Origin of the sequence: Actinokineospora terrae (assembly GCF_900111175.1) — a bacterium.
GTDB lineage: Bacteria > Actinomycetota > Actinomycetes > Mycobacteriales > Pseudonocardiaceae > Actinokineospora > Actinokineospora terrae.
In genome coordinates, this window is the sequence record NZ_FOGI01000001.1 from 839,887 (window position 1) to 866,126 (window position 26,240).

The 26,240-nt window shown below is 72.1% G+C and carries 26 protein-coding genes; 17 read left to right on the forward strand and 9 right to left on the reverse strand.

Annotated elements, in window-relative coordinates:
- The first annotated feature begins 485 nt into the window (after positions 1 to 485).
- Entirely contained in the window at positions 486 to 929 is a 444-nt protein-coding gene (locus BMY07_RS03310; RefSeq protein ID WP_092774868.1) for a hypothetical protein, read from the forward strand.
- The gene (locus BMY07_RS03315; protein ID WP_092774869.1) at positions 910 to 3,939 is read left to right on the forward strand and encodes a M48 family metalloprotease; all 3,030 of its coding nucleotides are present in this window, start codon (positions 910 to 912) and stop codon (positions 3,937 to 3,939) included. The genes BMY07_RS03310 and BMY07_RS03315 overlap by 20 nt, the downstream gene beginning before the upstream one ends.
- Here the strand turns inward: BMY07_RS03315 and BMY07_RS03320 are convergent.
- Positions 3,929 to 4,705 carry an SDR family NAD(P)-dependent oxidoreductase gene (locus BMY07_RS03320; RefSeq protein ID WP_092774870.1) on the reverse strand — a complete coding sequence of 259 codons (777 nt, stop codon included), beginning with the start codon at positions 4,703 to 4,705 and terminating at the stop codon, positions 3,929 to 3,931. The two genes, BMY07_RS03315 and BMY07_RS03320, sit on opposite strands and share 11 nt — an antisense overlap.
- A gap of 93 nt (positions 4,706 to 4,798) precedes the next feature.
- On the opposite strand from BMY07_RS03320, the gene BMY07_RS03325 reads away from it, so the two are divergent.
- Positions 4,799 to 5,368: a TetR/AcrR family transcriptional regulator gene (locus BMY07_RS03325; protein WP_092774871.1), complete on the forward strand. Its 570-nt coding sequence runs from the start codon at positions 4,799 to 4,801 to the stop codon at positions 5,366 to 5,368.
- A 56-nt stretch (positions 5,369 to 5,424) separates the two neighbouring features.
- Here the strand turns inward: BMY07_RS03325 and BMY07_RS03330 are convergent, their stop codons facing one another.
- From BMY07_RS03330 to BMY07_RS35165, 5 genes are all read right to left on the reverse strand, one after another.
- Positions 5,425 to 6,492, reverse strand: a complete 1,068-nt coding sequence (locus BMY07_RS03330) for a glycosyltransferase family 2 protein (protein WP_092774872.1) — start codon at positions 6,490 to 6,492, stop codon at positions 5,425 to 5,427.
- Entirely contained in the window at positions 6,489 to 8,135 is a 1,647-nt protein-coding gene (locus BMY07_RS34760; RefSeq protein ID WP_092774873.1) for a hypothetical protein, read from the reverse strand. The genes BMY07_RS03330 and BMY07_RS34760 overlap by 4 nt, the downstream gene beginning before the upstream one ends.
- A 381-nt stretch (positions 8,136 to 8,516) precedes the next feature.
- Entirely contained in the window at positions 8,517 to 9,398 is an 882-nt protein-coding gene (locus BMY07_RS03340) for a helix-turn-helix transcriptional regulator (RefSeq protein ID WP_092774874.1), read from the reverse strand.
- 265 nt (positions 9,399 to 9,663) lie between these two features.
- Entirely contained in the window at positions 9,664 to 10,836 is a 1,173-nt protein-coding gene (locus BMY07_RS03345; RefSeq protein WP_092774875.1) for an MFS transporter, read from the reverse strand.
- Between the two features lie 240 nt (positions 10,837 to 11,076).
- Positions 11,077 to 11,505, reverse strand: a complete 429-nt coding sequence (locus BMY07_RS35165) for a PaaI family thioesterase (RefSeq protein WP_425426223.1) — start codon at positions 11,503 to 11,505, stop codon at positions 11,077 to 11,079.
- A gap of 488 nt (positions 11,506 to 11,993) precedes the next feature.
- On the opposite strand from BMY07_RS35165, the gene BMY07_RS03355 reads away from it, so the two are divergent.
- The 11 genes from BMY07_RS03355 to BMY07_RS03405 all read left to right on the forward strand — a co-directional run bounded on the left by BMY07_RS03355 (position 11,994) and on the right by BMY07_RS03405 (position 21,975).
- Positions 11,994 to 12,986, forward strand: a complete 993-nt coding sequence (locus BMY07_RS03355) for an AvrD family protein (protein WP_177215407.1) — start codon at positions 11,994 to 11,996, stop codon at positions 12,984 to 12,986.
- Positions 12,987 to 13,009: 23 nt separating this feature from the next.
- Positions 13,010 to 13,726, forward strand: coding sequence for an AAA family ATPase (locus tag BMY07_RS03360; RefSeq protein ID WP_092774878.1), 717 nt, complete (start codon positions 13,010 to 13,012; stop codon positions 13,724 to 13,726).
- A gap of 29 nt (positions 13,727 to 13,755) precedes the next feature.
- Positions 13,756 to 14,748 (forward strand): beta-ketoacyl-ACP synthase III, encoded by a 993-nt coding sequence (locus BMY07_RS03365; protein ID WP_092774879.1) that lies wholly within the window; start codon positions 13,756 to 13,758, stop codon positions 14,746 to 14,748.
- Between the two features lie 32 nt (positions 14,749 to 14,780).
- Positions 14,781 to 15,008: an acyl carrier protein gene (locus BMY07_RS03370; RefSeq protein WP_177215408.1), complete on the forward strand. Its 228-nt coding sequence runs from the start codon at positions 14,781 to 14,783 to the stop codon at positions 15,006 to 15,008.
- Positions 15,005 to 15,676: an HAD family hydrolase gene (locus BMY07_RS03375; RefSeq protein ID WP_092774881.1), complete on the forward strand. Its 672-nt coding sequence runs from the start codon at positions 15,005 to 15,007 to the stop codon at positions 15,674 to 15,676. Before BMY07_RS03370 ends, BMY07_RS03375 begins: the two co-directional genes overlap by 4 nt.
- Entirely contained in the window at positions 15,673 to 16,617 is a 945-nt protein-coding gene (locus BMY07_RS03380; RefSeq protein WP_092774971.1) for an NADP-dependent oxidoreductase, read from the forward strand. The genes BMY07_RS03375 and BMY07_RS03380 overlap by 4 nt, the downstream gene beginning before the upstream one ends.
- A 30-nt stretch (positions 16,618 to 16,647) precedes the next feature.
- Positions 16,648 to 18,183, forward strand: coding sequence for an MFS transporter (locus BMY07_RS03385; protein ID WP_245782165.1), 1,536 nt, complete (start codon positions 16,648 to 16,650; stop codon positions 18,181 to 18,183).
- 1 nt (position 18,184) lies between these two features.
- Complete coding sequence (locus BMY07_RS03390; RefSeq protein ID WP_092774882.1) at positions 18,185 to 19,702, forward strand: FAD-dependent monooxygenase; 1,518 nt, start codon at positions 18,185 to 18,187, stop codon at positions 19,700 to 19,702.
- Positions 19,703 to 19,727: 25 nt separating this feature from the next.
- Positions 19,728 to 20,141 (forward strand): nuclear transport factor 2 family protein, encoded by a 414-nt coding sequence (locus BMY07_RS03395; RefSeq protein WP_092774883.1) that lies wholly within the window; start codon positions 19,728 to 19,730, stop codon positions 20,139 to 20,141.
- A gap of 283 nt (positions 20,142 to 20,424) precedes the next feature.
- Entirely contained in the window at positions 20,425 to 21,159 is a 735-nt protein-coding gene (locus BMY07_RS03400; protein WP_245782166.1) for a papain-like cysteine protease family protein, read from the forward strand.
- Between the two features lie 42 nt (positions 21,160 to 21,201).
- On the forward strand, positions 21,202 to 21,975 hold the full coding sequence (locus BMY07_RS03405) for a hypothetical protein (RefSeq protein ID WP_092774884.1): 774 nt from the start codon (positions 21,202 to 21,204) through the stop codon (positions 21,973 to 21,975).
- A 25-nt stretch (positions 21,976 to 22,000) separates the two neighbouring features.
- On the opposite strand, the gene BMY07_RS03410 is transcribed toward BMY07_RS03405, so the two are convergent.
- Positions 22,001 to 22,861, reverse strand: a complete 861-nt coding sequence (locus BMY07_RS03410) for a helix-turn-helix transcriptional regulator (protein ID WP_092774885.1) — start codon at positions 22,859 to 22,861, stop codon at positions 22,001 to 22,003.
- Positions 22,862 to 22,996: 135 nt separating this feature from the next.
- Between BMY07_RS03410 and BMY07_RS03415 the strand changes: the two genes are divergently transcribed.
- Positions 22,997 to 23,743 (forward strand): dienelactone hydrolase family protein, encoded by a 747-nt coding sequence (locus BMY07_RS03415; RefSeq protein WP_092774886.1) that lies wholly within the window; start codon positions 22,997 to 22,999, stop codon positions 23,741 to 23,743.
- A complete protein-coding gene (locus BMY07_RS03420; protein WP_092774887.1) occupies positions 23,743 to 24,156 on the forward strand; it encodes a carboxymuconolactone decarboxylase family protein in 414 nt (137 codons plus the stop codon). The genes BMY07_RS03415 and BMY07_RS03420 overlap by 1 nt, the downstream gene beginning before the upstream one ends.
- Before the next feature lie 81 nt (positions 24,157 to 24,237).
- Here BMY07_RS03420 and BMY07_RS03425 read toward each other — a convergent pair whose 3' ends face one another.
- Both BMY07_RS03425 and BMY07_RS03430 read right to left on the reverse strand, forming a co-directional pair.
- Positions 24,238 to 24,555, reverse strand: a complete 318-nt coding sequence (locus tag BMY07_RS03425) for a hypothetical protein (RefSeq protein WP_092774888.1) — start codon at positions 24,553 to 24,555, stop codon at positions 24,238 to 24,240.
- A gap of 112 nt (positions 24,556 to 24,667) precedes the next feature.
- Positions 24,668 to 25,138, reverse strand: coding sequence for an STAS domain-containing protein (locus BMY07_RS03430; protein WP_092774889.1), 471 nt, complete (start codon positions 25,136 to 25,138; stop codon positions 24,668 to 24,670).
- Positions 25,139 to 25,556: 418 nt separating this feature from the next.
- Between BMY07_RS03430 and BMY07_RS03435 the strand changes: the two genes are divergently transcribed.
- On the forward strand, positions 25,557 to 26,219 hold the full coding sequence (locus BMY07_RS03435; protein WP_092774890.1) for a fasciclin domain-containing protein: 663 nt from the start codon (positions 25,557 to 25,559) through the stop codon (positions 26,217 to 26,219).
- The last annotated feature ends 21 nt before the right edge of the window (positions 26,220 to 26,240 follow it).

Genomic DNA, 26,240 nt, shown 5'->3' on the forward strand with positions numbered 1-26,240 from the left:
TTCCTCACTTCGCAGGGTGGTGGGGTCGGCAACGTGGGACGGCCGGACCCCGCGCAAACCCTACGAGCACATTCCCGCTGTGAACAAGAACCGGCTTTCCACAGTTAAAACAGTTGGTAAAGCCCCAGGTCGGCACGTGGTTCTGGGGTGGATACGGATACCTCTACCTAGCGTTTCGACAATCGGTACCCAGCGCTACGCAATGGTCCACGTGCCCTATCTCGGATGCTATTGCTGAGTTTCTCCCGGGCCTGGCGGATTCCCGACCTCGGTCGTCCGGCGGCGTCCCGATGGCGGTCTCGGCTGTGCAATACCCCGCCGGAATGGGAACAGGCGCATCGATGTCGCGCGGCGGACGGGGAACCGGGACGCCCCGGACGGTGTATCGGACGAGCGGGCGCTGGTGGACGGGAGTCACCGCTTCGGCGGAATGACCGGGAGAGCGGGAGTGCGCCACGATGCTGTCTTCTCGGAGGGGGAGTCGAGTGGGACGCAACGCTGGGTTCGACGAGTTCGTGCTGGTGACGGCCCGGGCGGTGGTGGCCGAGGTGGCGCCCGACGAGGCGGTGGTGGTGGACGTCGTCGGGCAGGAGTTCCTGCGCGACCCCGACCGGCTGCTCGCCCGCGACGGCTCGCGGCCGCCGGTGCTCGGGTCCGGGATCGGCACGGTCGTGACCATGCTGACGCCGGTCGCCCTCGCCGTGGGCGCCTCGGTGTACCAGCACCTGCTGGACAAGGCGGGCGAGTCGCTGGCCAAGGGGACCGTCCAGCTGGTCCGCAAGGTGTTCCGCCGCGACGAGGGCGCCGCCGACGAGGTCCGCCGGGTCGTGGTCGGGCGTGCGCTGGAACTGGGCCGCTCGCAGGACGAGGCCGACCGGATCGCCGACACCGTGATCGCCGAGCTCACCCGTGACGACGACGCCGCCTGAGGCGCGGGTGGCCGGGGCGGGTGTCCCGGCGGGGACGACGTTCCGGTTCCTGACGCTGGTCGGGATCGCGGTGGCGATCACCGCTTACGTGGCCGACCACTTCGCGTCGCTCACGGGCGCGGACAGAGGTCTGGCCAGACTGCGGTGCCAGGTGGTCAGCGGCGTGTACCCGGACGCCTCGGTGCGCATCGAGCCCGACGAGAGCAAGTGGAACTCCTACTACGACTGCCTCTACGCCCTGCGCGGCACCCAGTTGCTCTGGCTCGGCGGAGCCTTGGCGTTGCTCGCGCTGGTCACCTGGCTGTTCTACGTCGCCCAGCCCGTCTGGCGGATCAGGCGCGGACGCCTCGTGCTGCTGCGCGACGTCCCCGCGCTGTGGGCCCGCCTGGAACCGACCCTCACCGAACTCACCCGCAAGGCCGGACTGGCCGCGCTGCCCGAGTTCCGGCTCGACCCGGGCAGCACCCGCGCGGGCGGGGTCGCGTTCGGCACCCACCGCCGGTCCGTGGTCTGCCTGGACGTGGGACTGGTGCTGCTGCACGACCGCGACCGGCCCGCGTTCGACGCCGTGGTGCTGCACGAACTCGCCCACCTGCGCCACCGCGACGTGCCGATCACCTACGCCACCATCGCGGTCTGGCGAGCCGTGCTGCTGGTGGCGGTCCTGCCGCTCACCGTCGCCCTGGTGCGGTCGTTGCTCGTCGCGCCGGACCCGGTGCTGTGGGTGCTGCTGGTGTGGGCACCGCTGCTCGTCCTGCTCGCCCACGTGGCGCGGGCCTCGGTGCTGCGGGTCCGCGAGCACCACGCCGACCTGCTGGTGGTCGAGTGGACCGGCGACAACGACCCCTTCCGGACGCTCCCGGAGGTCCGGTCGCCCCGGTTCACCTCCCACCCCAGCCGCGCGGCGCGGCTCGCCGTCACACGAGACCCGCGGGTGCTCCTGCGGCCCGGGTTCCTGGCGTTCTTCCTCGGTGGCCTGACCTGGCAGGTGGTCGCCAACACTGCGGGCATGGCGCTGGGCGCGCTGTGGCTGCGCTCGGACTCGGCCGGACCGGCCGTGCTGCGGCTGGCGTGGTCGGCCGGGGCGGCGGCGCTGGTGGGTGTCGCGGCGTGGCGGGGCGCTGAGCACGTGCGCCTGGGTGGCGGCCGGGCGTTGCTCCTCCCGGGCTTGGGGATCGGTCTCGGGCTGGGACTCGGCGGGCTGGTCGTGCCGATGGTCGCCCTCGACCCGATGGGACTGCAGTTCGCGCCGCTGACCTTCGCGTTGCGGGCCGTCGGTGTGGTCGTCGCGGTGCTGGTGTGCGCGTGGGCGGGCTGGTGCGTGTCGCTGGCCAGGACCAGGTTCCACCGGGCCGCGGTGGCCGTCGCGGTGGTCGTCGTGTGCTGGAGCTGTCTCGGGTGGTTGCCCAGCGCGTACGGGTACGCCGGGCTGTGGGACTGGATGCTCGCTCCGGCGCTCGAACGGCTCGGCGACATCGCGGGCGGCGGTGTGGACGCGGTGCTGCTCGGGGCCGCGGCACTCCCGCTCTTCGCGGACGTCGACCGGGTGCTGACGACGGTCGCGCTTGGACTGGTGTGGCTCGTGCCCGCGCTCTTGGGTCGCCCGCCCCGGGCAGCGTTCACCGTTGGTGCGGCGGGGATGGCGGTGGTAGCCATTGCCGTTCTGGTGATCGGCGGCGCGGATCCGTTGGTGGCGACCGCGTGGCAGTTGGCCGCTGTGGCTGTGGTTCAGCTGGCGGTCGCGTGGGTGGCGCGTCGGTCCGGGGTCGTCGCGGCGGTGGTGGCGGCGTGGCTGACCGGGGTAGCGGGCTGCTTGGCGATCTGGGCCGCGCACTGGTCGGCAGGCGAGGTCGACGCCGTCCTGGCGCGGCAGCCGATGCGGGTCCTGCCGTTCACCGCCTTGGTCGCGGCTGCCCTGGTGGCTGTGGTGGGACGGCGACGGGTGGCCGCGCGCCCGGTGCGACGGGTGGCGTTGATCCCCGTCGTCGTGCTGACCGCGGCCGTGCTGGTGCCGTTCCCGGTGGCCACCTCCTCGGCGGTGGCCTTGTTGCCGCGACAGCCCGCCACCGGGATCGTCGACCCGCGGCGGGCGTTGTTCATCTGGGCGCGCGGTGGGGGAATGGCGCTGCTCAGCGACGTCGGGCAGGCGCAGTCGCGGGCGCTGCTGGGGATGGCCGAGGACGACCGGGCCGCGCAGGTGGCGCGGTGCGAGGAGCTGCTGGACCGGATCCGGGTGGCCCGCGAGTACCCGGATCCGCCGGAGCCGGTCGCGCGCGGGCACTGGAACTCCGGGATGGACGCGTCGCGGCTCGGTGCCCGGGAGTGCGTGCGGATCTTCTCCGGGCCCGACGGCGACCCCAATCCCGTCTCCACCGCCTTCACCGCCGCCGCCGATGACTTCCTGCCCCTGCTGCGGGCGATCTCGGACGTGGCGACAGCCGTCCCACCCGAGCCGCCCGCGCCGACCACCAGCACGCCGCCACCGCCGCCCCCACCCCCGCCGCCGGTCGACCTGGCGACGATGCTGCTCACCGCCGCGGACTTACCGCGTGGTGCCAAGGAAAAGCCGCCGTCGACCGGTGGGTCCTCTTCGGACATCCGGACCGAGCCGTCGGACTGCGGGGTGGACGTCGGCCCGCCGGAGCTGGCCAAGGCCTCGCGCACGTTCGACATGCCCGACGGGTCGTGGATCACCGCCTCGGTCTACCGCTACCCCGAGGACGGTGGGGTGACGTTGCGGATGATGGCCGAGAACTACGCGCACTGCCACCAGTACCGCGTGTTCGCGGGTGACATCAAGCAGAAGGTCACCATCGACGTCGTCAGCGGCGCGCCCCTGGTCGCGGACATCACCTTCGACGGCGGCTTCGTGGTGTTGCACTCGCGCCAGGTGTGGATCCTCAAGGGCGAGTTGCTGGCCTGCGTCAGTGTCGGGGGCAAGCGCAGGCCCGATCCGTCGTTCGTGGACTCCCTGGCGGCGACCGTGACCAGTCGGCTGGTCACCCGCTGAGCACGCCGCGCGACACCCGCTCGGCGATGGCGGCGACCATCTTGCGCGGGCGGCGCGGGGTGAGGTGCGCGTTGGCGGAGTTGAGGAGTCCGGGCACCAGGTAGCCGCGGTCGCGGTCGAGGGCGCGCAGGGTGGCGGCGACGACGGCTTGCGCGGTCATGAACTTGCCGCCGATGGCCGCGTTGCGCCCAACCTCGACGGTGTCGAAGAACTGGGTCTCGGTGGGGCCCGGGCAGACGCACAGGACGGTGGCGCGGCCCTTGAGCTCGGCGCGCAGGGCGAGGCTGAAGGTGAGCACGAACGCCTTGCCCGCGCCGTAGGTGGCGAAGTACGGGGTCGGTTGCAGGCCCGCGGTGGAGGCGACGTTGATGACCGCGCCCTTGCCGTCGAGGATCCGCGGGATCAGCGCGCGGGTCAGCCCGACGAGGCTGACGACGTTGACCATCAGCTGGTCCCGGTCGCGGCCATCGGCGATCTCCTCGAAGCGGCCCGCCGAGCCGAAGCCCGCGTTGTTGACCAGGGTGTGCACGGTGATGCCCCTGGCCGCCAGCTCGCGGGTGATCGTCGGGACGGCGTCGACGGTGCTGAGGTCCTGGGCGATCACCTCTGCCCGCACGCCGTAGGTGCTGGTGAGGCGCTGGGCGAGGTCGCGCAGGCGGTGCTCGGTGCGGGCGACGAGCACGACGTCGTAGCCGCGCTTGGCGAACTGCTCGGCGAACTCGACCCCCAGGCCCGCTGACGCGCCGGTGACCAGTGCTGTGCTCATCGTGGCTCTCCCTCTGCTCGGCTAACTGCATCACAGTTGTAGCAGATTAGCGGCTAAATGCAACAGATGTGTCGCAGATGTTAGGGTGGCGGGGTGGTCACCCAGGGACGCCCGCTGCGCGCCGACGCCGAACGCAGCGTCCGCGCGATCCTGGAGGCGGCCGAGAGGGTGCTGGCGGCGAACCCGGCCGCGTCCCTGGAGCAGATCGCCGAGGCCGCGGGCGTCGCCAGGACCACCGTCCACCGCCGCTTCGCCAACCGCCAGGCCCTCGTCGACACCCTGGTCACCACCGTCATGGACCAACTCGACGCGGTCATCGCCGCGGCCAACCCCGACACCGCGCCCCCGCTCGTCGCCCTCCACCAGGTCACCGCCAGCGTCCTGCGCCTCAAACTCGGCTGGCCCTTCGCCATGACCGAGTCCTTCGCCCCCGAGTCCAAATGGGCCGAACGCCAGCACCGCACCGCCACCCGCTGCGTGACCCTCCTGGCCCGAGCCCAGTCCACCGGCCACATAGCCCCCGACGCCGACCTGGACTGGACCTGCAAGGTCTACTACGCCCTCATCGGCGAAGCCGCCCACAACACCACCGAACCCGACCCCGACCTCCTCGCCACGAAGGTCATCAACACCCTCCTGCACGGCGCGGGCCCGCGGCCCTGACCCCAGGTCTTCACGCAAGCAGCTTGGGTTCTAGCGAGAGTTCGCCGAAATTAGTCCTAAATAGAGCGTGCGGACCAGTTGATGTTGTCGAGTAGGCGTTTGCGGTCGGGGTTGCCGAGGCGGAGGGAGTGGAGGGCGGCGGTGATGGCTTCTTCTTGTCTGTCCAGGTTGGCCAGGCAGAGGCTCAGGTGGTCCCACGCGTGCCAGGTGTAGGCGGGGAGGGTGATGAAGCCGGTGGTGGGGGGTGTGGTGGAGGCGGCCGCGGAGAAGTAGGGGAGGGCTTGGGGCCACTGGGCTCGGTCGGCGTGGAAGGTGCCGAGGGCCAGGTGGGCCTCGGCGCGGGAGGGGTCGACTCGTAGGGCGGCGTGGAGGGCGTCGAGTTGGGCGTCCGGGTTGCCGAGGCGGGCGTGGCAGGCGGCCAGGCACAGCAGGGCCGCGTGGTGTTCCCAGGTCGCGCCCGGATCGGCCAGGTACGCGGTGAACTGGTCCACCGCCTCCGCGTCGCGGCCCAGGTCCCGCAGCTCACGCGCGTAGTAGAACAGCGTCCGGCGCGACCGATCACCCTGCCGCACAGCGCGTTCCAGGATGTCGAGGTTGCGCGTCCCCCGGGAACGCCCGGGCGCGGGCCGGTGCTCGACCACCAGGTCCGCGCGGTACTCCCGGCGATCTCCCGGCACCGCCAGCACCTCGTGGACCGCGCCCACCCACCGCAGCCCGGGCACCCGGCGCGCGAGGCGTTCCCGGGGGACCACCGTCACGCACGCGTCGGTGACCGGGTCGAAGCCGTACTGGTAGGGGGCGGTCACCGCGTCGAGCCGGTCGTCGAGCACCAGCTCCTCGACCGCCGCACGGGACGCGGCGGGCACGACGTCGTCCGCGTCGAGCCACATGACCCAGTCGCCGCGGCACAGGTCGAGGGAGGCGTTGCGCGCGGCGGCGAAGTCGTCGCGCCACGGGAACTCCGCGAGCCGGGCGCCCGCGGCCTTGGCGATCGCCCGCGAATCGTCCCGCGACCCGGTGTCGACCACCACCAGCTCGTCGCAGAAGGCACCGGCGTGCTCCAGCACCCGCCCCAGCGTCGCCGCCCCGTCCCGGACGATCATGGTGACCGACAGCGAGGTCATCCGCCCGCCTCCCCGGTCGGCCCGTCATCGATCGGCGGCACGGTGATCGTGATGGTCACCGTGGGCCCAGGCGGACCGGGAGGCCCAGGGGGACCAGTCGGCCCGGTAGGCCCCATCGGGCCTGTTGCTCCTAACCTGCCGTCACGGCCCCTAGGACCGCGCAGCCCCGGCTCACCCACACCTCCCACTGACCCGCCTGCCCCATCGGCGCCGTCAGTGCCATCCGCGCCGTCTGTTCCATCGGCGCCGTCTGTCCCATCGGCACCCGCGGGACCGACCGGACCCGGGAGACCGGGACTGTCCGGCCGTGTGTCCGCGGTCTGTGAGCTCGCCAGGACGACGCCTCCCACGACAGCCGTCCCCAACGCGCCGAGGAGCAGGATCGCCGCGGTGGGCGTTCCGGATCGCCGCCCACCCGCCCCACCGGCCACGGCGTCCCGATCCCGGGCCCGCGCGTCCTCGCCGTGGTTGTTCTCGCCCACCTTGCCGAGCATGTCGATCACCCGCAGTTGGACGTCTTCGACGTCCGCCTTGACCGTCACCGACTTGCGGTGCCCACGACGCGCCCTGGTCGCCCCGCCGATGATCCAGGCGTAGTCGTGCGGCCCGGCCCGCCATCCCTCCAACTCCGCGGTGAGCCGGTACCCGGTGATGGCGTTGGGCGCGCCGCGGAACACGGAGGTGATCCGCGGCCGCGGCGGCGAATCCACGTGCGGGGCCCGGGTGTCGACCGGGACGGGCGGGAGCGCGTACGTCACGACCAGGAACCTGCCCCGCCCGGAGATCGCCACCGGTACCGCGTCGAGGTGGATGCCGGTGCTGGGAACGGTGAACCGCTGCCGCGGCTGGTCACCGGCGGCGGGACCCGCGAAGAACAGCGTGGACATCAGCGTGCTGAGCGCGGTGAGCACCAGCGGCGGCGCCGAGTCGGACTCGACCTCCCACCGCCCCTCGGTGAACGCGCAGGTGAGCACCCGGTCGACGGAGATCGTCCGCCCGTCGTCGTCCAGCACGCCCTGGACCCGCAGCACCGGCTCGTCGTCGATCACGCTGATGGTCACCGCCGTCCACCGGCACCGCGCCAGGACCTTGATCCCGCCCCGCCCGCACAGCCAGGCCAGCACCTGGTTGGCGCCGGACTCGCTGATCGCGACCGCCGCGTTCGCCGCCGGGTCGGCCAGCAGGTCGTCCGGCGCGGTCGCCGTGCCCGCGCCGATCGCGGCGGCCAGCGCCACCGTGCGCCGGACCGGGTCCGGCAGCGCCTCGGCCGTCACCGCGACGCCGTCGCCCTTCAGCCGCACCGGGAGCGAGTCGGGCCACGGCGCGATCGGCGTGCGCGTCAGCACCCGCAGCACCTGGGACCGCGCGACACCGCGCGCCCTGCGCCGGGCCACCCGGATGTCGTACCTCGTCACCCCCGACCCGTCACCGAGGTAGCTCACGTCCAGCCCGGTTACGTCGACGTCCTCGCGGCCCGGGTGGGCCAGTTCGATCGCGGGCACGCCCCCGGACTCGGCCACGACGCGCAGCGCGCAGTCGGCCGCCACCGTGCCGCCGATGGTGAGGTTGCGCGAGGTCCACCAGCGCCGGACGCCGCCGCGCAGCACCGCGGACACCCGCAGATCGCCCGCCGCGAAGTCCAACCCGGCTCCGCCCCACCGCGCCAGCAGTCTGCGCCCGGGAAAGCGCCGCCCGACGAGCCGACTGAATGGCGGTCGGTTGTCCGCCCCCCGTGAATGGTCCAGCGTGTGCTTCTGAACGTCCCGAAGTGCGTCGATGGTGAACTGGACAATGAAGTCGCTGTCGCGCATAGCGCCTGGTCCCACCCCTGCTCGCCCAACCCCCGATGGTGTGGCGAGCATACCGCCGCACAAGGCAGGCGAGTAATTCGGGCACCTTTTCCGCACCGGTACGGAATTGACAAGAAAATGGCCTGCGAATGTCGTCGACGTGCACTGGACCCATTCAGCGCGCGGTGTTCGCGCCGCGGACCCGGGCAGGGGGCGCCCCCTGCCCGGGCGCGTTCAGGCAGTGGCCCGGTCGGCAACGGCGGCGACGTCGGCGTGGTGCGGCGCGGCGGCGAGCAGGGCCTCCAGCTTGGCCCTGGTGTCGGACATCCGGTGCGGCACGTGCAGGAACATCCGGATCCGGTCCGGGCCGTCGAGCAGCCAGGACTGGGTGTCGAAGCTCAGCCTGCCGACCTCGGGGTGGTCGACCTCCTTGCTGCTGAGCCGGGCGTCGAGCACCTCGTGGGTGTGCCAGAGCTGGGTGAACTTCTCGCTCTGCGCGCACAGCGTGCGGATCAGGTTGTTGAAGATCGGGTCGTCGTAGTGGCGCGCGGCGCTGACCCGGAACTGGGCCACCGCCATCCGCGCCATCCGGTCGGGGTTGGCGTAGCGCGACCAGATCTCCTCGCGGCAGAAGAAGCTGGTCAGCAGGTTGCGGTCGCGGTCGGTCAGGCCGAACACCAGCCGCGCGGAGCGGTTGCTGGCCACCAGGTTCCACAGGCTGTCGACCACCAGCGCCGGGCTGGGCAGGCACTCGTCGACCACCTGCCGCAGGTCCAGGTTCGGGTGCTCCCCCACCGTCGCCTTGGTCTGCGGCGGGCTGATGCCCAGCAGTTGGTAGAGGTAGCACAACTCCGATCGGTTGAGCCGCAGCGCGTGCCCCACCGCGCGCGCCACCGGCTCGGAGACGTTGATGTCGCGGCCCTGTTCGAGCCACGTGTACCAGGACGTGCCGATGCCCGCGAGCACCGCGACCTCCTCGCGGCGCAAGCCGGGCGTTCGCCGTCTTCCGGATGATACGGACAAACCGATTTCGGCAGGCGATAATCGAGCCCTGCGCGTCGTCAGGAAATGCCCCAACTCCTCGCGACGCCTGCTGGTCCCCCCACTCTTTCCCATGTTCGGAGTTTTGCCACTTTCCCAGTCGGGTGTCAAGCGGTACCGCACGAGGTGATCATGCGATTACCGGCCGTGCAAGTGAGTGCCGCTCACCGGCGGGTTCGTTGAGCGGCCAACGATTTCGGATGCAAAGAAACTGATCGGTAGGGGGCGGTCGGCGGGAAAACGAAAGCGGCCGCCGGGCGTGGCGAGTTGCTTCCGGGCGCGTTCTGCGCAATTGCCGCAGAAGTGGTGGCGAAACCTGTTCGTGATCGGTTCCGACGCGTTACCCGGGCGGAACGCGGACCGACCGGCCGCGCACCGCCCAGAGCGCGAGCGCCGCCGCGGCCAGCAGCCCGCCGACACCGCACACCGCGGGCCAGCCCGCCGCGGCGTAGGCGGCACCGGAGGCGCCCGCGCCCACCGCGCCGCCGAGGAAGTAGGTGCCGGTGTAGGCCATGGTGATCCGGCTGCGCGCCTCGGGCCGCAGCTGGTAGACGGCGGTCAGGTTCGCCACCTGGACGCCCTGCACCCCCAGGTCGAGCGCCACCACCCCGAGCACCAGCGGCACGATCCACCGCCCGCCACCCAGCGCCATCAGCCCCCACGACAGCAGGACCACGCCCAGCAGCGCCCCGGTGACCACGTCGCCGCGGCCCCGGTCGACGAACCGGCCGGTGACCCGCGCCGCGACCGCGCCCACCGCTCCCAGCAGGCCGAACGCGCCGATCACGCCCGGCCCGAAGCGGTAGGGCTCGCCCGCGAGCAGGAACGCGGTCGTCGCCCAGAAGGCGCTGAACCCGGCGAAGGACAGGAACCCGTAGGCGCAGCGCAGCCGCAGCACCGGCTCCTCGCGCACGATCGTCACCACCGAACGCAGCAGCGCGCCGTAGCGGAGCCGGTCGGCGACCCGCACGTCCGGCAGCACCCGCCACAGCACCGCGGCCAACACCGCCATCAGCACCGCGGCCGCCGCGTAGACCGCCCGCCACGACCCGGCCAGGTCGGCGACCAGCCCGCCGCCGGTGCGCGCGAGCAGCACCCCGACCAGCACACCGCTCATGACCGACCCGGTGACCTGGCCGCGCCGCGCCGGTTCGGCCAGGGTCGCGGCGAACGCGACCATGATCGGCGCGACCACCGCGCACGGCGCCAGCACCGCCGAGACCACCGCGAGCAGGAGCATCGACGGCGCGACCGCGGCGGCGGCCTGGATGAGCGCCACCGCCGCCAGCATGGCCGCCACCAGGCGCCTGCGGTCGAGGACGTCGGCCAGCGGCACGACGAGGCCGAGGCCGAAGGCGTAGCCCGCGGTGGTGACCGTGACCAGCGACGACGCCGTGCCGCTGCCGACCCCGAACTCGGCGGCGATGGCGGTCAGCAGCGGCTGGGCGTAGTAGATGTTGGCCACCGCGAGCCCGGCCGCGACGGCGAAGAGCCGGACCATGCCCGCGGACATGCCCCCGCCCGGCGCCAACCGCGCCCGGCCCCGCGCTCGAACAGGTGCTTGTGCAGGCACTTCACTCCAGCGGGTAGCTCAAGGACGGGCCCCGACCCGTTGATCACCCACGATCGTCGCGCACCCGGCCCGGCCGGAGCCAGGCTGTGCCGGTCCCTCTCCCCGCCGGTCCTTCCCCCTGCCAGTACTGGTACCGCCAGGGCCACCCGTCCACTGTGGATGATGGGACGACCGGACGGGTCAGCTCGCGCGCCTGCGCCTGCCGATGGCGCAGGTCAACCGCGCGGTGCAGGTGCGCCTGCCGCGGTCGTCGACGATCACGATCTCGTAGGTGGCGGTGGCCCTGCCCTCGTGCAGCGCGGTGGCGGTGCCGGTGACCAGGCCCGAGGACACCCAGCGGTGGTGGGTGCACGACAGGTCGAGCCCCACGGCGCGGCCACCGGTGCCCGCGTGCGCCCAGGCGGCCAGCGAGCCGAGCGTCTCGGCGAAGGCCGCGTTGGCGCCGCCGTGCATGATCCCGACCGGCTGCCGGTTGCCGCTGACCGGCATCGTTCCCACCACGCGCCCGGGCGCGCACTCCACGATGCGGATGCCGAGCTTGGCGATCAGCTGCTCGGCCTGGTGGCCCGGTTGCGCCGGGATGCCGAACAGCGCGGGGATGTCGGACAGGTCTGCCGCGGCAGGCAGGTGTGGTGCGGCAGGGGGTGGTGAGTCGGACAGGTCTGGTGCGGCGGAAAGGTCGGTTGTCACCGGGGACCTCCTGGTTGGTGCGGACCGAATGGGACGTATTCGGACACTCCGGCCACGGTGGACGGACACACGCGACTGTCGCGCTGGGCGCGGGGATACCGGCGGTTTGGTCGCCGTGGTGTTGCCCGTGGACACCGGGGCCTCCAGGCTGGGACCTCGCGCCACCGCGCTGCCATCGGTTGTGGCGCAGGTCATCCTGGTGTTCGCGGTACCCGGTTGGTTGTACCCGGATGGCGGTACCCGTACAAAGCGACGCAGGCTCGCGGCCCCACCGCCGGGGTAGCGTTGATCTTGACAGCGGCCGTCGAGCTCGCCCCCAGGCGATCCGGTGCTGTCCCGACGCACGTTTCTCGTTCCCATCAGCGCACGCGGATCGCCTCGGCGACCGCGGACGGGAGTGTCCCAAGATGACCAACCCAGCGCCGCCGCGCCCGGCGGTCGACGACTACCTCGGTGACGGCGACAAGCGCTTCTTCTCGGCGGGCTACCGCCGGGTCGGCTACCACTTCGGACCGGTCGCCACCGAGGCCGCCACCGCGCGGGACGCCGCGGTGCGCACCACCGTTGGCCTCACCTACCCGACCGACTGGTCGAAGAAGTCCGCGGGTGTGGACCTTCGGCCGCACCTGAGCACCATCGACGCCATCCTGTTCGGCGTCACCCTCGCCGAGTTGGCCGTGGTCAGCGCGTTCGGGCCGGATGAGCAGGCCCGCAAGGCGATGTGGGTGCGCCGGGTGCGCATCCGGGCCGGGCAGAGCCCCGAGGAAGACCTGCGGCGACTGCCGGTCTCGGCCCGGCTGACCGAGACCACCACCGAACCCGGCGGCCGCTCCGCGGTATCCACTGTGGACTGCCAGGTCGGCTCGATGCGGGTCCGGTGCGAACTCGTCCACGCGGGCGGCGCCGTTCGCCCAGGCAGCGACCAGTACGACGGTCCGGACGCACTGCTCGGCCCGGCGGCCGATCGCTACTACGGCACCGGTTTCGCCCGGGTGCGCCACACCCTCGAAGACCTCTCACTGGACGTGCCGAACACCGCGGCCGAGGCGACCGTCCGGCTGGAACCGTCCGGCGCCACCGCCGGGGTCGAGGGCGCCTACCAGCCCGCGCCGACCATGGTGGAGGCGTTCGCCACCGGGCTCCAGCTCGCACAGATCCTGCTCTACGAGATGGACGGCATGCGCCGCAGCGGGAGCAACACGCTGTGGATGCGCTCCACCACGCTCACCGCCACCCGCCCCGCGGGCGGCACCGGACCGCTCGCCCTGCGCACCACCCTGGCCAACACCGGCCTCATCGAGATGAACGGCGGCGTCTGGCGCACCGCCGACATCCACACCGACCTGGCGGGCATCCGCTTCACCTGCGCCGTCGCGCACGCGCTGCCCCGCGGCATCTGAACCACTCCACTAAGGACACTTCCATGAAGCTCGCCATCTCCGGGACCTACTCCTCCGGCAAGACCCTCACCTCCTACGCGCTCTCGCACCTGGTGGACATGCCGCGCACCCGCGCCCGCACCATGCGCGAGCTGCTGCCCTTCGCCGTCCCCGGCAAGACCCTGGAGCAGTGCGACGGCGCCGAGCTGATCCAGCTCATCGTCCGCAGGCACGTCGAGCGCGTCGTGCACGAGAGCCACCTCACCACCGGGTTCGTCTCGGACGGCTCCTCGTTGCAGGAGTGGCTCTACGGCTCGGTCCGGGTGATCGTCGGCATCAACCCCAACGACTCCGTGCACCTCTCCGACGTCGAGCACGTCGAGCGCACCCCCGAGATGCTGTTCTTCGAGCACGTCATGGACCAGCTCGGCGTCGCCATCAAGGAGCACGTCAAGAACACCTACGACGTGTTCGTGCACCTGCCCAACGAGCTGGAGCTGGCCAAGGACGGGCACCGCCCGGTCAACGAGCGGTTCCGCAGGCTCGCCGACGAGGGCATCGCCGCGGCCATCGACGAGCTCGGCATCCCGCGCCACGTCATCGGCGGCACCCTGGTGCAGCGGCTGGAGGGCATCGTCGAGGTGCTCGGCCTGACCCCGGTCACCGACGTGCACACCGCCATCGCCCGCGCGCAGGACGAGTACCGCAAGGTCGACATGACCATCGAGTCCGACCGCGCCTGGGCCGTGGCGTCGGCCTGAGCCGGGCGCGCGTGGGGGAGGACAGGCTGATGGGACGTGCGGCCGTGTTGGCGGGCGTGGGGTCGGCGGTGCCCGACAACGTCGTCACCAACGACATGCTCGCCACCAGGATGGACACCACCGACGAGTGGATCAGGACGCGGACCGGCATCCGCGAGCGCAGGCACCTGGCCCGCGGGTCGGCGACCAGCGACCTGGCCGCGGAGGCGGGGCGGCGGGCACTGAAGTCGGCCGGGGTCGACTCGGTGGACGCCGTGGTGCTGGCCACCACCACACCCGACCACCCGTGCCCGGCGACCGCGCCCGCGGTCGCCGCGATGCTGGGACTCGGGACCATCCCGGCATACGACGTCGGCGCGGTGTGCTCCGGATTCCTCTATGGACTCGCCTCCGGTGCCGGCCTCATCGCGCTCGGCACGGCGGAGCGGGTGCTGGTGATCGGCGCCGAGGCGTTCACCACGATCATCGACCAGACCGACCGCACCACCGCGCCGATCTTCGGCGACGGCGCGGGCGCGGTGGTGCTCAGCGCGGGCGACCAGTCCCAGCCCGGCGCGCTGCTGGCCTTCGACCTCGGCAGCGACGGCGACCTGGCCGACCTGATCATCATCCCCGGCGGCGGGTCCCGGCAGCGCGCCTCCGGGATCCCCGCCGAGCCGGGCGACGAGTACATGGCGATGCGCGGCCGGGAGGTGTTCCGGCACGCGGTGCTGCGGATGACCGAGTCCTCCCGCGCCGTGCTGGCCCGCACCGGCTGGGACGTCGACTCGGTCGACTGGCTGGTCGGGCACCAGGCGAACGTGCGCATCCTGCGCGCGGTCGCCGAACACCTGGGGCTGGCCCAGGACCGGGCCTTCGTCAACGTCGACCGCTACGGCAACACCGCGGCCGCCTCGATCCCGCTCGCCCTCGACGACGCGGCGGGCGCCGGGTTGATCACCCCGGGCGACCGGATCGTGCTGACCGCCTTCGGCGGCGGTGCCAGCTGGGGCGCGATCGCCCTGGAATGGCCGGACCTCTGACCACACCGGACAGTCATCTCAAGGAGCGCACGTTGAACACCACCATCCTGGACCTGGTCGCGGAGAAGGCGGAACTGCCCGCCGCGCAGCTGGACCCGGCGCACACCCTGGAGGACATCGGGCTGGACTCGCTGCACCTGATGGAGATCGCGCTGTGGATGCAGAAGGAGTACGGGGTCGTCATCGCCGAGGGCGAGCTGCACCACGAGCAGACCCTGGGCGAGGCCATCGCCTTCCTCGACACCCGCGTCGGCGGATGAGCCGAGCGGCGTTCTTCGACGTCGACGGCACGCTCATCACGGTCACCAGCCTGTTCCGGTTCCTCGCTTTCGACCGCGCCGAGGACGAGTACGGGACCGTGATGGCGGACCTGGCTGGGGTCAAGGCGGCGGGCGCGACGCGGGAGGAGGCCAACCGGTTCTTCTACCGGGCCTTCGCCGGTCGCCCGGCCGCCGACCTGGCCGCCCTGGGGGAGCGGTGGTTCGCCGCGGAGTACGCCCGCGGCGGGCTGTTCGACCCACGGGTGTTGACCATGCTGCGCGCCCACCGCGCGGCGGGCGACACCGTGGTGCTGCTGTCGGGGTCGTTCGGGCCGTGCCTGACCCCGATCGCCCGGTACGCCTGCGCCGATGCGGTGGTGTGCACCGAACCGGAAGTGGTCTCGGGCGTGCTGTCGGGAGTCGTGGCCGTCCCGATGGTCGGTCCGAACAAGGCGGTCGCGGCCCGCCGGTTCGCCGAGGAGCACGGAATCGACCTGTCCGACTCCTTCGCTTACGGCGACGACATCTCCGACCTGCCGGTGCTCGACCTGGTCGGCTGCCCGGTGGTGGTCGGCGGGGACCCGGCGCTGCGCGCGCACGCCGAACGGGTCGGTTGGCGGCGGATCCCCGCCCACACACGAGAGGAAGTCCTGTGTCCGAGCAGATGACGGTCATGCAGACGGTGGCGGCCGGTGGACCGGAGGTGCTGGTGTCCACTGTGGTGCCGCGGCCGGTGCCGGTGCCCACCGAGGTGCTGGTGCGGGTGCACGCGGCCGGGGTGAACCCGGTCGACTGGAAGATCCGGGGCGGGGTGTTCCCGTCCGGCGCGCTGGGCGCGCACCCGTTCACCCAGGGCTGGGACGTGGCCGGTGTGGTCGAGGCCGGGCCGAGGGTGACCCGGTTCCAGCCGGGTGACGAGGTGTTCGGGCTGCTGTGGTTCCCGCGCCGGGCGGGTGGGTACGGCGAGTACGTCACCGCTCCGGCGCGGCAGTTCGCGCGCAAGCCCGAGTCGCTGTCGTTCACCGAGGCCGCCGCGCTGCCGATGGCGGGGCTGACCGCGTGGCAGACGCTGGTGGACGTCGCGGGGATCGGGCAGGGCAGCCGGGTGTTGATCACGGCCGCCGCGGGTGGGGTGGGGCACCTCGCCTGCCAGATCGCCCGCTCCCGGGGTGCGGTGGTCACCGGGACCGCCAGCGCCGCCAAGCACGAGTTCCTGGCGAGCGTCGGCGTCCACGAGGCCGTCGACTACATCCGGGTCGAGGTCGGTACCGCGGTGCGCGACCAGGACGTCGTCCTCGACCTCCTCGGCGGCGACCACACCCTCGGCCTGCTCGACACCCTCCGCCCCGGCGGCCTGCTGGTCCTGACCATCGGCCGGATCAGCCCCGAGGTCGCCGCCGCGGCCACGACCCGCGGCGTCCGGGTGAGCCCGTTCCTCGTCGAACCGGACTCAGCAGGCTTGGAAGCGCTGACCGCCCTCGTCGAGCGCGACGCCCTGCGGGTCCACGTCGACCACGTGCTCCCACTGGCGGAGGCGGGCAAGGCACACGAACTCGGCGAGACCGACCGCACCACCGGCAAGATCGTCCTCTCGGTCACCGGCACCTGATCCCCCTCTACCGCAAGGAGTTCTGCTGTCGTGTCCACCACCGTCTCCCCGGCGACCAGCCGGGCAACGGCGACGATCACGCTGATCGCCGTCTGCGTCTCGTGTGGACTGCTGCCCGCGTCGTTGACCGGGACCTCGATCGCGCTGCCCGACATCGGGTCCGACCTCGGCGCCGACCTGGTGAGCGTCCAGTGGGTCGTCAACGCCTACAACCTGGCCTTCGCGTCGGTGATGCTCGCCGCGGGGGCGCTGGCCGACCTGGTCGGGCGCAAGCGGATGTTCGGCATCGGCCTGGTGGTCTTCCTGGCCTGCACCGCCGGGGTCGGGGTGGTGTCGGACATCGTGCTGGTCGACGTGCTGCGGGCGCTGGCCGGGGTCGGGGCGGCGATGGTGCTCACCTCGGCGTCGGCCCTGCTGGCGCAAGCGTTTGACGGTCCGGCGCGGCTCAAGGCGTTCGGGCTGCTCGGGTCCTCGTTCGGGCTCGGGCTGGCGCTGGGCCCGTCCACCTCCGGCCTGCTCGTCTCGCTCTGGGGCTGGCGCGCGGTCTTCCTCGCCCACGCCGTCATCGCCGCCGCTGTCCTGTTCGCACTCCCCGCGCTGCGCGAGTCCCGCGACCCCGACGCCACCGGTGTCGACTGGCCGGGCACCACGACCTTCAGCGGCGCGCTGGTCGCGCTGACCCTCGCCCTCGTCGAAGGCCCGCAACGGGGCTGGGACGACGGTCTGGTGCTGGCGCTGTTCGTCGTGTTCGCCGTGCTCATCGCCGCGTTCGTGGCCGTCGAGCGCAGGCAGGCGCGGCCCATGTTCGACCTGGGCCTGTTCCGGCAGCCCAGGTTCGTCGCGGTCTGCCTGATGCCGGTGCTGCTGGCCTTCGGGTTCGTCTGCCTGCTGGTGTTCCTGCCGTCGTTCTTCATCGGCATCACCGGCATGGGCGCCCGCCAGGCCGGTCTCACCATGCTCCTGCTGACCGTGCCGGTCCTGGTGTTCCCGGTCGTGGCGGGCACGCTGGCCAAGACCATCCCGGCCAGGGTGCTGCTCGGCGTCAGCCTGCTGCTGGTGGCCGCGGGCGCCGCCTGGCTCACCGTGATCGACCGCGACGCGACCGCGGGCACGCTCATCGGGCCGCTGCTGGTGATCGGCACCGGCGTCGGCATCTCCTTCGGCCTGCTCGACGGCGCCGCCATCGGCAGCGTCGAGCCCGCCCGCGCCGGGATGGCCGCGGGCATGTTCAACACGATGCGCCTCACCGGTGAGGCCGTCGCCATCGCGGGCATGGGCTCGCTGCTGGTCAGCCTCACCCGGGGCGGCCTCGGCGACCTGGCCGACTACCCGGCGGCGGGCGCGGTGGGCGAGGTGGCCAACAAGGTCGCCCAGGGCGAGGTCACCGCCGTCGCCGCGCGGGTGGGGGAGACCCAGCGCGCGGCGTTCGTCGACTTCGTCTCCGGCTCCTACACCAGCGCGTTCCACACCGTGCTGTGGATCCTCGCCGCCGTCTGCGCCCTCGGCGCCCCGGTGATCGCCGTGATGCTGCGCGAACGCCCAGTCCCGAACCCAGTGGAGGCGTGACATGTCCGAGAAATCCCCGGTGCTCGTGGTCGGCGCGGGCCCGGTCGGGCTCACCGCCGCCGTCGAACTGGCCCGCCGCGGCGTGCCGGTGCGGCTGGTCGACCGGGCGGCCGAACCGAGCCCGCTGACCAAGGCGCTGATGGTGTGGCCGCGCACCCTGGAGGTGTTCCGGCTGCTCGGCGGCTCCGAGCACCTCGACACCTACGGCCTGCCCGTCCAGGCGTTCCGCTACTACTCCGAGAGCAGCGAGGTCTGCGAGCTCGCCTTCGACACCGAGACCAAGCCCTCGGTGGTGACCCAGCCCGACGTCGAGGCGCTGCTGCGCAAGTCGCTCGCCGACGCGGGCGGGGTGATCGAGTGGGAGACCACCGTGACCGCGCTGCGCCACGACGACACCGGCGTCGAGGCCACCATCACCGCACCGGACGGCACCGAGACCGTCGAGCGCTTCGCCTACCTGGTCGGCGCGGACGGCGCGAGCAGCCTGGTGCGCAAGCAGATCGGGCTGGAGTTCCACGGCGCCACCTACCCCAACGTGTTCATCCTCGCCGACGTCGGCCTCGACGGGGACCTGCAGCGCGACGCCGTGCACTACTACTGCTCCAGCAAGGGCATCATGGTGCTGATCCCGCTCTACAACGGGCGGTTCCGGGTCTTCACCGCCGGTCCGCCGGGGATGAAGCCGGACGAGCTCACCGAGCAGGTGCTCCAGGACTACGTCGACCTGCGCGGCCCCGGCGGGCTGCGCACGCACGACGTTTCCTGGAAGACCACCTTCAGCATCCACGCCAGGCACACCGAGCGCCTGCGGGTCGGCCGGGTGTTCCTCGCGGGCGACGCCGCGCACGTGCACAGCCCGGCTGGCGGGCAGGGCCTCAACACCGGGGTCACCGACGCGCACAACCTGGCGTGGAAGCTCGCCCTTGTCCACCAGGGCAAGGCGGCCCCGGAGCTGCTGGACACCTACGAGGTCGAGCGCCGGTCGGTGGCCGCGGCGGTGGTGCGGCAGGCCGAGGTGCAGACCAAGGCGTGGATGCTCAAGAAGAAGTGGCAGACCCGCTCCCGCGACCTCGCCGCGGGCCTGGCCGAGAAGCTGGGCCTGTTCGACCGGTACTACTCGCCGTGGCTGGCGGGGCTGACCAACCACTACCCGGAGAACCCGGCCGTCTCCGGTCCGGTGGCCAAGCGCGCGGGCGCCAAGCGCGACCGGTTGCTCAGCGGCCACCTCGCCCCGGCGGCCCTGCGGGCGGTGCTGCCGACCGACCGGTACACCCTCGTGGTCCACGGCTCCACCACCACCGCCGATCAGCTCGCGCGGCGCTACCCGGACCTGCTCACCGTGCGCGAGGTGAGCGCCGAGGGCGTGCTGGACGACGCCGAGGGCACCCCGGTGACCGTCGCCTGGCGACCCAAGCGCCCTCTCGCCGCCCTGGTGCGTCCCGACGGATACGTCGCGGCCGTCGACCAAACCCCTGACATGCCAACACTCCGGGACCACCTCGCCGCCGTGCGCGGCTAGACCCCTTACCCGCCAAGGAGAAACTGTGTCCACTCCCGTCACCACCCGCGACACCGCCACCACCATCGGGGAGTTCTTCGCCCGCTTCGGCGCGGGCGACCGCCCCGGCATGCTGGAGCTGTTCGCCGAGGGCGCCGAGCTCGCGGTCGCGGGCGCCGACACCGTGCCGTGGACCGGTGTGCGCACCGAGGCCGCCGCGATCGACGAGTTCCTCCGGATCGCCCTGGAGGACGTCAGCACCGAGGTCTTCACCGTCGACAAGATCATCGTCGATGGTCGCGACGGTGTCGTGCTCGGCTCGCTGGCGCACCGGATCACCGCGACCGACCGGGTCTTCGCCAGCGCTTTCGCCCTGCACGTCCAGGTCGTCGACGGTCTTATCACCAGTTACCGGATGTTCGAGGACAGCCACGCCGCCGAGGTCTCCTGGACCAGGTGAAAACGGCAGGAAACGGTCACACGCGGCATTGTGCGCCGGGTGTGGCCGTTTCTTTTCGTGGTGCGCCTAAACTGTGGAATTTCACCGACGAAAGGCGGTTCCACCTGCGGTTTTACCCTAATGTCCACCTTGCGATAGGGGGCCGCTGCGGGCCTGAAGAATAGGTATCCGGATATTCGACGAGATCGACTGCGTGAGCCTTGTCCGGCCAATCGGGACGAACCTAGGGTGGCCGAGTTCATTCCCTGTTCAGCTCATTGTCTCCCTGTCCCAGGAGGAGAAAGTGCGCACAGCACACCGAAAGACCGGCAGGCGGCTCGCCGTCGTCGCCGGGTTCGCCGGACTGCTCGCGGCCACCGCGCTGGTCGTCGTCCCCAGCGCCGACGCGGGCCAGTCGGCGCAGTCGGCAAGCGCCTCGGCAGGCACCCCGTTGGCGGGTGGCGCGCGCCCCGCGGGCATCCAGGGCGCCCACGCCGCCCGCGACAACAGCGCCCTGCGCATCCCGTCCGCCGCCTCGGCCGCGGTGCCCTCCGGCGCGGCGGCGTCCTACTACCTGCGCTACACGCAACAGGTCCAGAAGTACAACCAGTGGTGCTGGGCCGCGGACGGCTCCAGCATCGAGCAGTACTACGGCGCCACCACCACGCAGGACCAGTTCTGCGCCGCCGCCAAGGGAACCCAGGTCGGCTACTGCCCCAACGAGGCGGGCGCGCTCTACCAGATCGTCAACGGCTTCCGCCGCACCGGTTTCACCGCGAGCCAGGTCGGCAACGCGATGTCCTGGTCGTCCACCGTGGCCCAGGTCACCGCGGGCCAGCCGATCATGACGGTGATCTCGTGGACCTCCGGTGGCGCGCACGCCGAGGTGATCTACGGCTACGACGCGACCAACGGCACCATCAGCGTCGGTGACCCGTGGGTCAGCTACAACCGGTACTGGACCTCGTCCTACAACAGCTACCTGTCCAACAGCCAGTTCGCGTGGACCGACTCGGTCTCCGGGATCCGGAAGGCCTGACCGGTGTCCTCCCGCCCCGCCCCGGCGCGTCCCCGGTTCCGCGTGTCCACTGTGGTCGCTCTGGCGGTCGCCGTGCTGGCGGCCGCACCGGCCCGGGCAGAACCGGTCGGGCGCGCCGAGGTGGCCCCGCTGCCGCGCGCGGCCCTCGACGCCGCGGTGGCCTCGGCGAACACGCCCCGGGCGGTCAGCTTCGCCAGGACCAACCTCGGGCAGGGCGGCCAACCGGTGCCCGCGACCGTCAGCGTCGCGGGCACCGGTGTCCCGGTCTACTCGCTGAACCCCGACTTCGTCCGCGGCGACCGGTCCGCCGCCGCGGGTCGATTCGCCTACGTCGCCGTGCTGGCGACCGCCCCGGACGGGCGCGAGGCCACCATGACCGCCGCGCCCCAACCCGACTCGACCTGGCAGGTCACCGGCGTCCTGTCCGGTTCCGACGAGCACCGGCTGCTGGCCAGGGTCCCCGCAGGCGGCGTGCTGCTCAACGAACCGCAGATCAACGGCTGGTACGCGCTGACCCGCGACGGCGTGACCCTGCTGCAGGCGAGCCTCCCGCAGACCCCGGTGGACCGGTTCGTGCCGATCGACGACTACCAGCACCAGGTCGCCGGCCGCTACGGCGACAAGCTGCCCGGCTCGACCTACCAGGAGGACGGCGGCCTGGGCTTCCAGCTCACGACCACGCCAGCCCCCGCGGTGTCACCGGCCGCCGCGCCCAGCCGCCGGTGGTGGTGGATCGCGTTGTCCGGGGTGGCCGCGGTGGTGCTCGGCGCCGGGGCCGTCGCGTGGCGCCGAACCCGGGACCGACCCGCTCGGTGAGGGTGACCGCTGGTACTGCTGCCTGCTAGCCGGTGGGCTCCTCGACGCGGGCAGGCGCCGGGGTGCTCCACATCGCCAGCAGGGCCAGGGCCTGCTCCGCCGGGCTCGCGGGCTCGGGGGAGAAGGTCACCAGCCGCTGGTCGCCCTCACCGGGCAGGTCGAAGTTCTCGAACCGCAGCGCCAGGTCCCCCACCACCGGGTGCCGGAACCGCTTGGTGCCGTGCGTGCGCTGCTTGACGTCGCGGCCCGCCCACAGGGTGCGGAACAGCTCGCTCTTCATGGTCAGCTCGCCGATCAGGGTGGCCAGCGCCTCGTCGTGGGTGTGCCTGCCCGCGGCCAGCCGCAGCGACCCCGCCGTCGCCCGGCAGACGTCCTGCCAGTCGACGAAGCGCTGCCGGCTGTCGGCGTCGAGGAACCCGAACCTGGCCAGGTTGCGCTGCCGGGGCGTCGCGGCGGCGAAGTCGAGGAACAGCTGGCAGGACAGGTGGTTCCAGGCCAGCACGTCCATCCGGTGGTTGATCACCAGCGCGGGCACCCGGTCCAGGAACGACAGCAGCTGCGCCAGCTCGGGCCTGGCCCGCTCCGCCCGGGGTGCGCGCGCCGCGGCGGGCCGGGGCCGGACCAGCTCGTCGAGGTAGCGGCGCTCCACGTCGTCGAGCGCCAGCGCGCGGGCCAGCGACTCCAGCACCGACTCGGACGGCCTGCTGGCCCGCCCCTGCTCCAACCGCACGTAGTACTCGACGCTGATGCCCGCCAGCGACGCGACCTCCTCGCGCCGCAGCCCGGCCACCCGGCGCCGGGCGAGCACCTCGATGCCGACGTCAGCCGGGTCAACGCGGGCGCGCCGGGACTTGAGGAACCGGCCGAGGTCGTTGCGATCGTCCACGCCCCCGAGTGTGCCCGACGGCGCCGGTGGTGAGCGTGGTCCTGCCGGTACCAGTAACGGCAGGGGCCTGGCTGGGGCCGGGGGGAGCGGCCAGTGTCGGGCCGGTCAGCCCCGCCCCCGTGAAAGGTTCGCGCGATGTGCCACAGCACCGACAGCAGGCCCCCCGCTCTCGACAACCCCGGTGAGGTCGCCGAGGAGGGTCTGCTCGAGCTGACCTCCGCGGACGGCACGGCGTTCTCGGCGTTCCGGGCGATCCCGGCCGAGCCCAACGGGATCACCATCGTGATCCTGCCCGACATCCGCGGCACCCACCCGTACTACCAGGCGCTGGCCAACCGGTTCGCGCAGGCGGGCTACACCACCGCGGCCATCGACTACTACGGCCGCACCGCGGGCCCCGGCGTGCGCGACGACAAGTTCGAGTGGCAGCCGCTGCTGCCGCAGGTCAAGGCCGAGGAGGTCGCCGCCGACGTGCGCGCCGCGGCCGCCTACCTCGAGCAGCACAACACCGGCCCGGTGTTCACCGTGGGGTTCTGCTTCGGCGGCGGCCAGTCGTGGCGCCTGTCGGCCGGTGACCTCGGCGTCGCGGGCGTGATCGGCTTCTACGGGCTGCCGAAGTTGGTCGACGACGTGGTCGACGACATCTCCGCGCCGCTGCTGCTCCTGCTCGCCGGTGAGGATGTGGCGACCTCGCAGGAGGAGTTCAAGGAGTTCGCGGGCAAGCTCGACGCCGCGGGCAAGGACTACGACCTGCACGTCTACGAAGGCGCGCCGCACTCGTTCTTCGACGCCAGCTACGACGAGTGGCAGGAGGCCTGCGCGGACGCGTGGGAGCGCGTCGTCGGGTTCATCCAGAAGCACTCGGCCCCCGTCGCGGTCTGATGCCGACCGAGCGCTTCCGCCGCGGCGCCGCGCGGCTGGCGGAGATGGGCGGCGACATCGACAACATCGTCGCCCCGCTCGCCGACGTGGCCCCGGACCTGGCCCGGCTGGTGGGGGAGTTCGCCTTCGGCGACCTCTACACCCGGCCCGGCCTCGACCTGCCGCACCGGCAGCTGGTGACGATCGCGGCGCTGGTCACCCTCGGCGACACCGAGCGGCAGCTGCGGTTCCACATCGCCGCGGCGCTCGAGGTCGGGGTGACCCCGCGGCAGGTGGTGGAGACGATCATCCACCTGCTCGCCTTCGCCGGGAACCCGCGGGTGTTCAACGCGATGCTGGTGGCCAGGGCGGTGTTCGCCGAGCGCGACCTGCTGCCGCTCACCGACCAGCCGCCGGTCGACCCGGCGGGCTGAGAGCCACTCCCCGACGCCGCCCGCGGCGTCCGGTGGGCGAGGCGGGCGTCCCCGAACCGTCGCCTCGCCCACCGTCACCCGCTAGCGCCTGGTCCGCGTGAACACCACCGCGGCCACCTTGATGTCCTTGGTCTTGCGCGGCGCGAGCACGAGCGCGGACTTGCCGACGCAGTCCGCCGACAGGTACAGCACCGCTTGCCGGTCGGTCCGGTTCTCGACCCGGCGGATCGTGGTCCCCAGCGGGTAGCAGACGTTGTCGCCCGGGTTCACGATCCCCGCGCCGCCGTCGTCGTCGTAGAAGGTGAAGGTGCCCCGCGCGGCCGCGGCCGGGGTCACCGCCTGGGTCGCGAGCACGCAGGCGAAGACCACGCCGAGCGCGATCCGGTTCGCTGATCTCATGGTTTCCTCTCGTCGGGAACTGACACCGGGGCGGCGGGGTGGATCGCGCACGGGGGAGCGGGCTGGCTGGGTGGGTGGGTGGGGTCGGATCCGGCTGGGTGGGTGGGTGGGGTCAGATCCAGGGAGTGCGCACGGCGTAGGCGAGGGTGGGGTAGATCTCGACGTGCTGCCAGAGCGGTGTCCGGCTCAGCGCGCGCAGGGCGGGGACCTGCCGGGCCACCACGCGCAGGCACGTCGTGCCCCGTCCCCGGTGGTAGGCGGAGAGGAGTTCGTCGGCCAGGCCCTTGCCCGCGCTGCGCAGCCCGAACAGGTCGGCCACGAGCAGTCCCGGCCGCGACTCCAGTGCCGCGCGCAGCGCCGCGCCGAACTCCTGCGTCGCGTTGGTGTCCGATAACCCCGTCAGCCGCACGACGACGGCGCCCGAGTCGGTGATCGTGGTGGTGACCCGGTAGGCCTGCGGGCTGGGCCGGGGGATGCGGCCGGGGCCCGCGTGCTTGGTGATCTCGTGGACGAGAGGGTCCGCGTTGTGCGGTTCCGTGCTGGTGAACTCCGGTCTGGCGACCTCGTCCGCGGTCCGATCCATGGTGATGAGGATGAGGCGATCAGTGCGATTCCTCAGCGCCACGACCTGCGTTTCCGCCGGAATGACCCTCTTCGGGTGATGTTGGTCGGGAGGTCTTGCGCGGCGGGCGCGGCGTCGAGTCGCGGCGTAGTCGAATGTGACTCGCTTTCCGATCTCTGATTCGTCCATAATGGACATCCGGTGGTCCTGGAGTTCGCGGTCGTGCCAGGTGAGCGGTCCCGCGGCCGGGTCGTCGGGGTGCCCGAACCCCCGTGCATCGGCAGGCGTCGGCGAGATCCGCGAGATTCCCGGCGAACTCCACCAATCCGCCTCCCGGGCAGCCCCGAATCGCTGATGAGACCGAAGCAAGCCCGAGCGGGATCTGCTCCCCACAGTCCTTTAGCGACTTCGACTTCCCCGACACTGGAGTGCAAGCGCCATGCAGAACACGTTTCGTAACGCCGTAGTCATCACCGGGATCAGCGCGCTCGCGCTGCTCGCCTCGGCCTGCGGGAACAGCGACAACACGGCCAGTGGCTCGAACTCGACCGCGGCGACCACGACCACCGCTGCCCCGATGACCACCACGTCCGCCAAGGCCGACACGGCCACCGACCTGGTCGGCCCCGGCTGTGCCGACTACGCCAAGGCCGTTCCGAGCGGTGCGGGCTCGGTGTCGGGTATGGCCGCTGACCCGGTGGCTGTCGCCGCGGGCAACAACCCGTTGCTGACCACGCTGGTCGCGGCGGTGTCCGGCAAGCTCAACCCGAAGGTGAACCTGGTCGACACGCTCAACGGCAGCGAGTTCACGGTGTTCGCGCCGGTCGACGACGCGTTCAAGAAGATCGACGCCGCGACCATCGAGAAGCTCAAGACCGATGACGCGCTGCTGACCAAGATCCTGACCTACCACGTGGTGGCCGGGCAGAAGTCGCCGTCGGCGGTCGTCGGCTCGCAGACCACCGTGGAGAAGGGCGCTGTCGAGGTCACCGGCTCCGGCAACAACCTGAAGGTCAACGACGCCAACGTGATCTGCGGCGGCGTCAAGACCGCCAACGCCACCGTGTACCTGATCGACTCGGTCCTCATGCCCAAGAGCTGAGTGGACGCGCTGTCCCGGCCC